Source organism: Microbispora sp. ZYX-F-249 (assembly GCF_039649665.1).
GTDB classification, from domain to species: domain Bacteria; phylum Actinomycetota; class Actinomycetes; order Streptosporangiales; family Streptosporangiaceae; genus Microbispora; species Microbispora maris.
On sequence record NZ_JBDJAW010000091.1, the window covers coordinates 1 to 7,335 of the forward strand.

Below are 7,335 nucleotides of genomic sequence, written 5' to 3' on the forward strand. Positions count from 1 at the left end.
CGGATCATGCGCGCCTTACAACCACAGGTCAAGATCTACTTCGCATCTAGATGATCACTTGCCGTTATCTAGACGGCGACGCCCATTACCCTTCTCAACGCCCCACCAGGCACGTTTGAAGGCGAGAAAGAGATGACGCAGCGCTGCTCTGCGATTTACATCACATCGCCCAGTTGCTCTTGACGAAAAGGACCGAAATCGCTCTGCCATACTGCCGGCGCCGATGGCTTCAGGACCGCCACTCCAGCTCACCCCGGTGATAGTCATCAAGGGGGCGGCGAACCGTAGCGAGCCGGCGGTAGAGGGCAGCGGTCTCGGGATGGGGATCGCCGTCGGCGCTCACCTCGGCGACCGCCTTCAGGCAGGCCTTCCACGCCTCGTGGACGCGGCTCATGTTCCCCGCCTCGTACTCAGCTCGTATCAGGGCACGCCAGAGCTGCTCGGGGTAGGGGTCGGAGGCGAGACCTTGGCGGGCAGCTCGTGCGGAGCGGTCGGGGCGGCCGGCGTAGAGTTCGAGTTCGGCGAGCAGGTCGGCGGCGTCGACGATCTCGGCGCGGATGTTCTCGATCACCGGGGTTTCCAGCCACCAGTGGTAGCAGCCGTCCAGCACCGGTCCCCGCACGAGTGCGAGGGCTTCCCAAAGGTCGGTGGTGGAGTTGCGTTTGGCGCCGCAGTCAGCGAGTTCCTGAAATCGGGTCCAGTCCAGGGTGATGGCGTGGGTGCGGTAGACGTAGGCGGAGTCGCACAGGATGCGTGCCTGGCCGTCGGGGGCTTTGCCGAGTTTGCCGCGGGTGCGAGTGATGAGCTGGCGGAGCTGGTCGGAGGGTTTGGGGGTGTCGGGGTCGGGGCCCATCATGGCGGCGAGCTGGATGTTGCGGAGCCCGGTTGGCCCGGCCAAGGTCAGGGCGAGCACGAGTTCGGCCATCTTTGGCTGGAGGTCGGCGACGGTGCCGGTGATCTCCAGTGGTCCGAGGATGGACACCTGCACAGCGTCCTGTGCCTCATCGCGCTGTGACTCGGGCTCCGCCAACTCTGGGCGTGCGGGCTCAACCCCTGACTTTCGGTCTTCCTGCTGGTTGTCGACCGGTATCGAGGTCGACGGCGCGTTCGCGCCGCTCGCCGCCGGCAGCGGGCTCTCGCCTGTCAAGGCGTCATACGGCGGGGCGTCGGCGGCGACGTCGCTGGTGTCGGCGGCGACGGTGAACAGTTCCCCGAGCCGCTGGTAAGACTCTGTCGGCATCAGGTGCGGACGCACGGTCATGCCGGGCGGGGTGACGTTCAGCAGCGGGCCATGGTCGTCCTGCGACAGTGCGAACCGCGCGGGCACGACGGTGGCGTCTCCAGGCACAAGGGCGGCCAGGCCGCCGGGCAGCGCGGTGACGGTGTCGACCAGCCGGGCCAGCTGATCAGGTGACGGGGTATTCCTGCTGATCAGGAGGGTGAGGGTCCAGTCGCCGTCGGGGTCGTGCAGGCGCCGGTCGGCCACATCGGCCGCCCCGTCGGTGGTGGCGAGCCGTCTGCGGAGGTCGCGGGCTCGGTCGGCGAGCAGGCCGAGCGCTTCGGTCAGGTTCGTGCAGGATCGTATGCGTGCTCCGGCCGCCTCGAGTTCGGGGAAGCCGACGGCGAGCACGTCAAACCATGGCCCGTCGCCGGTGATGACTTCGGTGGCCGCGGTGGCGAGGAAGCGGTCGACCAGCTCAGCTGGGCCGGATGCGGTGGCGGTCTGCAGGCGTTCGAGGTTCACCAGGAGTGCGTGTCCGTCGTCGAGGTGTCCGGTGGTGAGCAGTGCGGGGAGCACGTCGCGGGAGCTGTCCGCGTGGGGTGCGTTGTTGAGGTCGAGGCGCCAGGTCGCCTTGGTCCGGCCCTGCGTGAACGGGGCGGGTGGCGTGCCGGCGGGCTGGGCCAACAGCAGTTCAACGGTGTCGGCGCTGACGCGTGCGCCGAGCACGGGCGGGAGGTGGCGGCCGGCGGCGGTGATGACGTCGCCGAGCGTGGCCAGGGCCTGGCGTCCGTGTGCGTGGGCGTCGGGTGCGGCCAGGCGGCGTAGTTCCTGCTCGGTGGCCAGGGTCTCAGGGTCGGCGGGCAGGGCGATGCGGCGGCCGCGGCGGCGTGCTTGGCGGAGGCGGGCGAGGGTGAGCAGGGAGCCGACGGCCACTCCCCCGGCGAACGCCGCCACGGGTGTGCTGGGGCCGCTGTCTTCCGCCTCGGCGCCGTCGGTGAGCACGATCGCGGTCGGTTCCGGTGCCGATGCGCGCGACTGCTGGGTCTGCGGCGTGTTCGCGGGCGGGGCAGCGTCTCGGCCGGCTGCCGGCCGCTCCCCCGTGTTCGGGGAGTTGTGCACGGCGGGAGGCTGGGGCGAGGAGGGGGCGCCGTCGTGTGGGCGGGAGAACTCCGGGGCGTCGCTCGGGTGGCCGGGGTGGCGATCGGTGATGGGGGGTTGTGGCCGGTCGAGGTCGGTCGCGGCGGCCGGCATGCGCAGCATCCAGCCGGGACGGATCACATCCGGTTGGGTGAACCGGGCGCCGTCGGTCATGACGCGGCCGGTGTTGAGAGCGGCGATTTCGGTGTAGCGGTCGCCGTCGCCGAGGTGGCGTTCGGCGATGGTCCACAGGCAGTCGCCGCGGCGCACCTGATAGGCCGCGTGCGTAAGCCGCAGCACCCGGGCGTGCGCCTGCCCGGACATGACCTGTGCTCTCGCCATGGTCGGCCGCCCCGAGGCCAGCGAGGCGTCAGCTCCGACGAAGCGCACGAAGTCATGCTCGGCGAGCGCGACAGAGGAGATGAGCTGAGCCGACGGCCATTGAGCGGAGCCGAGCCCCGGCAGGTGCGGGGAGGCGCGGCCGCGGATCCGGGCGGCGAACTCGACCAGGGTGCTGGCCACGAAGCTCGCCCACGCCGCCCAGCTGACCACCTTAACCACGGCCAGGAAGAGGGTGCCGTCGTCGCGGTGGCTCAGCGCGTGACCGACCTCGCCCAGGCTGGGCAGATGGGCGGGTAGGGGGATCCGGCCAGTGCGTACAGCGCGAGCGGTACGCCGGCGATGAGCGCGGTCAAGACGGCGGCGGCCAGCAGCGCCCGCAGCCCGTCCAGCAGGCGGAACCTGGTCATCGGAGTTTTCCCTCCACGCCGGGGACGAGGCGGGCGGTGGCCGTTCCGGTCACCGCGATGTCGTTGATGCCGATCAGGGCCAGGAACAGGGTGGGTTCGCTCACCCGTACGCGAACCTGGATGGCGCGGGCGCCTACCAGTGCGGCGGTCCCGGTGTGGCCGGTGGCGGTGAGGTAGGAGCGTGCGGCGCGCAGGGCGGCGGCCTGGTCGACGACGTAGCGGCCGTCGGTGTAGGCGGCGCGCCGGTCGACATATCCGGCGCCGGCCCTCGCTGCTTCTTCCGCGATGTTGTAGGCCTCGCGGCCGGCGCGGAGCTTGGCGGTGCCGTCCCACAGGAATCCGGCGAGCAGCAACTTCAGCGGGAAGACCGCTACGGCGGTGAACAGCGTGACCGACCCGCGGTCGCGTGTCCTGGTCATGCCGCCTCCGCTGCCGCATGCTCGTGGTGGGCTGTTCGCCTGGGCGAGGCGCTGGTGGGCGGAGGAACGGTGGCTCAGTCGGCGTCAGCGTCCACGCCGCCGCTCGCTACGGCCCAGCCGCCGACCGCCCCGGCCTTGTCACGTGGGGCGCTCATCGTGTTCGTTACGTCCGGCATGCTGGCTGCATGACGCGCTGGTTCCGCGCCTATTGGGATGACGAGGACGTGTGGTTCTATTTCGAGGTCGATGCTGACGGCTGGGTGAGCCGCCAGGTCGAGCTCCGCGGACCGGACGGCATACCCATCGCTGCTGCGTCCTTGACGGAATGGCAGCAGGCTCAGGCAGCGGGGCAGCTCGGCCAGTACGAGGCGACCTACGGCCTGACCGCCGAGGGCCCTGTGCAGGAGTGGGACGAATACGAGCCCATCGCGCTGACCGCGGCCGAGTTCGAAGAGGTCTGGAACCGGGCCCGCCGGCACCTCCGCAGCGATCGCTGAGCTGCCGCACTCCGGCAGGCGGCTCGTTCCGGTCCGCCAGCCCATGCCGTCACACATGGCCGCCTCCCGTCTCGGCACGCTCGTCGCCGGCTGAGGAACCGTCAGGAGCCGCGAACCTCAGAGCTCTCCCCCGGTAAGGGTCGATGGGAGAGGCGAACGACGCGCGGACCGTCTTGTCGCCGGGGAGCCCGGGCAGCAGGTCGCCGAGCCGGAGGGTGCAGGTCACGCGGGCGACGACCTGAGCAGGGGTGCCGACCTGGCGGGAGAAACCGCTGGTGTCCACCGCGACCGAGGGTCCGCAGCGCAGGCCCTCGCGGCGCAGCGCGGCGGCGGCGCTGGTTGTGGCGGCGCGCCGGGCATGGGCGGGGTCGCGGGCGATGGAGGCTTGCCGGGCGGCGTCGCGGGCGGCCGACTCGACCGCGCTGTAGGCGGTGGCGATGCGGCCGGTGAGGACGACCAGGGCGATGAGCGCGAGTAGTGCGGGGGCGAGGACCACCAGCTCCAGCGTCGCGCTCCCTCGCTCGCCGTCCCGCGGCGCACGTGGCCGGCTCATGGGCGGTCCGCGGGGATGAAGCGTTCTGCCGAGGCGCGGGAGACCTCCGAAACCGTCCACTGGCCGATAGGCAGGAAGGACGGCGCCCGGCCGGTGACGATCACTCCGACGGTGCCGGTGTCGCCGCCCGCCCAGGCGGTGGGGTGGGTGAGGAAGGCGCCGCCGACGCGGGTGGCGAAGCGGATGGCCAGCCGGTAGATCTGGGGGAAGGTCAGTAGCAGCAGGAAGGCCGCGCCGAGCAGGGCGATGGGGATGACCATGGCGGTGGTGCGGCCGTTTGCTTCGGCTCTGGCAGCAGCCAGAGCCTGGCCGCGCATGGAGGCGGCCTTGCTGATGAGGGTGTCCAGGACGCGGGCGCCTTCCTGCCCGGCGAGGGCGGCGACGTCGGCCAGGTCGGTGCGTTGATGCCGACCTGCCGGCCCAGCCGGGCCAGGCCCTCCCAGGCGGGCCGCTGGTTGCGGCGGGCCTGCTCGAGTACGGCGCTGATGCGGGCGAAGGCCCAGCCGTCGCTGACCGAGGCGGCCTTTTCCAGGGCGTCGACGGGTCCGGCACCGGCGCTGCGTTCCAGGGCCACCAGGTCGAGGTAGCCGGTGATGGCGTGCCGGAAGTCGGCCCGCCTGCGGGCGGCCTCGGACCGCACGGTCAGGTCGGGGGCGAAGAACAGCGCCACCCCGCCAAGTAGGTACGCGCCGGCGGGCAGTGCCACCCCGGGCGTGCCGCCCATAACTGTCATCAGCGCGGACACGGCCGCGGGGAGCAGCAGGCCGAGTACGGCCAGGCCGAGCTTGACGGCGAGGAAGCGTTCGACCGGGCGGCCGAGCAGGGCCAGGTCGGCGGTGCGGGCACGGCAGCGACCCCAGGTGGGTGGCCATGAGGCGGCCGAGCCGCTGGACCAGGTCGCCGCTGGTGCCCCGAACGTCGTACCCTTCCCGGCAACCCGGATCGAACGCCGACAAGCCGTCGCAGGCCTCCTGAACGAGTACCACCGTGCAAGTTGAACACTGAGCAAACCCCAGCTCACAGGCTGTGCAGCCATTCTGAAGCGGTACGGGCGTCACGGGCGCCCGCGGTGCCCGACGTGAGCAAGCGCCGGTATGGCCGGCGCCGCCGAAAGATCTGATCAAGCGGCTCTTAAGCCGCCGTCAAGGTTCGTCAGTCCGGATGAAAGTGCCCTGCCGTACATAAGAGGTGCCTCACTACACGACTGTGAAAGGAAACCCGATGCGCCGCGCAACACTCACCGCTCTGACCGGCGTCACGATTCTGGCGGCGGGGCTCGTTCCTCTCACGGCGACACCCGCCAATGCCATGCCCGCCGGATGGTTCCATCTCCGGGGCACCACGAAGGACAAGACCGCCCCCTTCGCCCTTCGCTCAATGGACGTGCAATGGGCCCCAGACGGCAAGATCAATGGAATCGTTCGGTTGAACGCGAGCGGGTTCGCCAAAGATTCGCAGCTCTGGAAGGTGAGGTTTCCCAGAACTGGCAAAATAGGCGAGGTCAAACTGGAGAACAAACTGACGGGACAATGCATCGCATTTGGCGGCGTGTCCTCGCCGGACGGCGGTAATGCAGTGGTTCTCGGGTCGTGCAGTGGCAACACCGTTTGGATGGCCGTCCCGATGGGTGTCAACAAGTACGTCTTCCGCTCCCGCGCCTACTACCCCGATCACCCGTTCTGCCTGAGTAAAAGCACGGTGGGCAGCCCGGAGTTCCTCAGACTCAAGATCTGCAGCGACAACCGCTTCACTCCTGAGATGGTCTGGGAAGCGTACAGCGGGGGGTAGAAACGACACGGCACGGAATACCGCTCGCAGCGGCCCGCCGTCGCATCGTCCGAGGCCGGGCGCCTGGCCGGTGCGGGACACGCACGCCGCAACCCGCCGACCCCTCGGTCCCCGAAATCGGCGACGAACTCGCCACGGCCCGCGCGCTTGCCGACATGACGGACAAGCTCCTGGTCATCACGTCCAAGGACATCGCCCAGGTCGCCCCGCCCGCTGAGCGGAACAGTCTGTGGTAGCCGGCAGCCGCGCCATTGTCCGGGAGCGCGGGTCCGGCCTGCCTGGATCACGGGCCCATGTTGCACTCCGCCAGTGATCATGTTGTGTACCTTTCTTAAGGGCCACGCCTCCGGCGTACACCTTCCGCTGCGGAGACTGACGCTCTTGTCGATCTCGCGACCACGCTGGGACTGTACCGAGCCGACCTGGACCGGCTGCACCGTCACTATCTCACCGCGATCGCCCGGGCCGCCCTGGCCGACGGCGTGGTGGCTGAGGCCGAGCGCCAGGAGCTCAACCCCGTCGCCACCCTGCTCCATCTGCCGCTCGAAGCCGTCGAGGACGCCCGGACTGTTGCGGCCAGAACTCCCAGCGCCCGACGAGCCGGTTCGAACTGCCGCCGGGTGCTCTCGTCGTCTTCACCGGCGACGGAAAGGCCCGTAAGGCTCGCGCATACGGGATTCCTATCGTGACTCCTGACGCCTTACGCCCAGATGCTTGGGTGAGCACGATAGCGAACGCCTTTACGTCGTAGATCTAAATCGCCCCTGGTTGTGAGCTACCCGTCGAACATTCGCGTCCCGGACTGACGTCGGTGAGCCGGAACACGCGACAGCCTGCGGCAATGCCGGGCAGCGGGGTGTCGGCAACTGACGGCTCGTCCGAGCGGCAAACGAGCAACGAGAAACAGAAAAGCCGTGATCACCCTCGCGTGATCACGGCTCCGGCCTGCTAGAACAGTGTCGGGACGGCG

Annotated in this window: 9 protein-coding genes; 3 read left to right on the plus strand and 6 right to left on the minus strand. The window is 69.8% G+C overall.

Going from position 1 to position 7,335, the window contains the following annotated elements; translation table 11 throughout:
• Positions 1 to 229: 229 nt before the first annotated feature.
• Genes AAH991_RS39465 through AAH991_RS39475 form a run of 3 tightly spaced genes read right to left on the minus strand, consistent with a single transcriptional unit; the run spans position 230 to position 3,527 of the window.
• The gene (locus tag AAH991_RS39465; RefSeq protein WP_346231078.1) at positions 230 to 2,920 is read right to left on the minus strand and encodes a BTAD domain-containing putative transcriptional regulator; all 2,691 of its coding nucleotides are present in this window, start codon (positions 2,918 to 2,920) and stop codon (positions 230 to 232) included.
• A gap of 32 nt (positions 2,921 to 2,952) precedes the next feature.
• Positions 2,953 to 3,108: a hypothetical protein gene (locus AAH991_RS39470; RefSeq protein ID WP_346231079.1), complete on the minus strand. Its 156-nt coding sequence runs from the start codon at positions 3,106 to 3,108 to the stop codon at positions 2,953 to 2,955.
• Positions 3,105 to 3,527: a TadG family pilus assembly protein gene (locus AAH991_RS39475; protein WP_346231080.1), complete on the minus strand. Its 423-nt coding sequence runs from the start codon at positions 3,525 to 3,527 to the stop codon at positions 3,105 to 3,107. Before AAH991_RS39475 ends, AAH991_RS39470 begins: the two co-directional genes overlap by 4 nt.
• 185 nt (positions 3,528 to 3,712) lie before the next feature.
• Between AAH991_RS39475 and AAH991_RS39480 the strand changes: the two genes are divergently transcribed.
• Positions 3,713 to 4,024, plus strand: a complete 312-nt coding sequence (locus AAH991_RS39480; RefSeq protein ID WP_346231081.1) for a hypothetical protein — start codon at positions 3,713 to 3,715, stop codon at positions 4,022 to 4,024.
• Positions 4,025 to 4,073: 49 nt separating this feature from the next.
• Here the strand turns inward: AAH991_RS39480 and AAH991_RS39485 are convergent, their stop codons facing one another.
• From AAH991_RS39485 to AAH991_RS39495, 3 genes are read right to left on the minus strand one after another with little or no spacing between them, the layout of a single operon-like run.
• A complete protein-coding gene (locus tag AAH991_RS39485; protein WP_346231082.1) occupies positions 4,074 to 4,577 on the minus strand; it encodes a TadE/TadG family type IV pilus assembly protein in 504 nt (167 codons plus the stop codon).
• A complete protein-coding gene (locus AAH991_RS39490; protein WP_346231083.1) occupies positions 4,574 to 4,837 on the minus strand; it encodes a hypothetical protein in 264 nt (87 codons plus the stop codon). Before AAH991_RS39490 ends, AAH991_RS39485 begins: the two co-directional genes overlap by 4 nt.
• Complete coding sequence (locus tag AAH991_RS39495) at positions 4,789 to 5,613, minus strand: type II secretion system F family protein (RefSeq protein WP_346231084.1); 825 nt, start codon at positions 5,611 to 5,613, stop codon at positions 4,789 to 4,791. The genes AAH991_RS39490 and AAH991_RS39495 overlap by 49 nt, the downstream gene beginning before the upstream one ends.
• 185 nt (positions 5,614 to 5,798) lie before the next feature.
• Here AAH991_RS39495 and AAH991_RS39500 point away from each other — a divergent pair, with 185 nt between their 5' ends.
• Both AAH991_RS39500 and AAH991_RS39505 read left to right on the plus strand, forming a co-directional pair.
• Positions 5,799 to 6,365: an RICIN domain-containing protein gene (locus AAH991_RS39500; protein ID WP_346231085.1), complete on the plus strand. Its 567-nt coding sequence runs from the start codon at positions 5,799 to 5,801 to the stop codon at positions 6,363 to 6,365.
• Between the two features lie 116 nt (positions 6,366 to 6,481).
• Positions 6,482 to 6,601: a dsRBD fold-containing protein gene (locus AAH991_RS39505; protein ID WP_346231086.1), complete on the plus strand. Its 120-nt coding sequence runs from the start codon at positions 6,482 to 6,484 to the stop codon at positions 6,599 to 6,601.
• The last annotated feature ends 734 nt before the right edge of the window (positions 6,602 to 7,335 follow it).

Bases quoted from the DNA above. Each gene is read 5' to 3' on its own strand.
- AAH991_RS39470 (WP_346231079.1), bottom strand. From the start codon at position 3,108: ATGACCAGGTTCCGCCTGCTGGACGGGCTGCGGGCGCTGCTGGCCGCC.
- AAH991_RS39475 (WP_346231080.1), bottom strand. From the start codon at position 3,527: ATGACCAGGACACGCGACCGCGGGTCGGTCACGCTGTTCACCGCCGTA.
- AAH991_RS39480 (WP_346231081.1), top strand. From the start codon at position 3,713: ATGACGCGCTGGTTCCGCGCCTATTGGGATGACGAGGACGTGTGGTTC.
- AAH991_RS39485 (WP_346231082.1), bottom strand. From the start codon at position 4,577: ATGAGCCGGCCACGTGCGCCGCGGGACGGCGAGCGAGGGAGCGCGACG.
- AAH991_RS39490 (WP_346231083.1), bottom strand. From the start codon at position 4,837: ATGGTCATCCCCATCGCCCTGCTCGGCGCGGCCTTCCTGCTGCTACTG.
- AAH991_RS39495 (WP_346231084.1), bottom strand. From the start codon at position 5,613: ATGGCTGCACAGCCTGTGAGCTGGGGTTTGCTCAGTGTTCAACTTGCA.
- AAH991_RS39500 (WP_346231085.1), top strand. From the start codon at position 5,799: ATGCGCCGCGCAACACTCACCGCTCTGACCGGCGTCACGATTCTGGCG.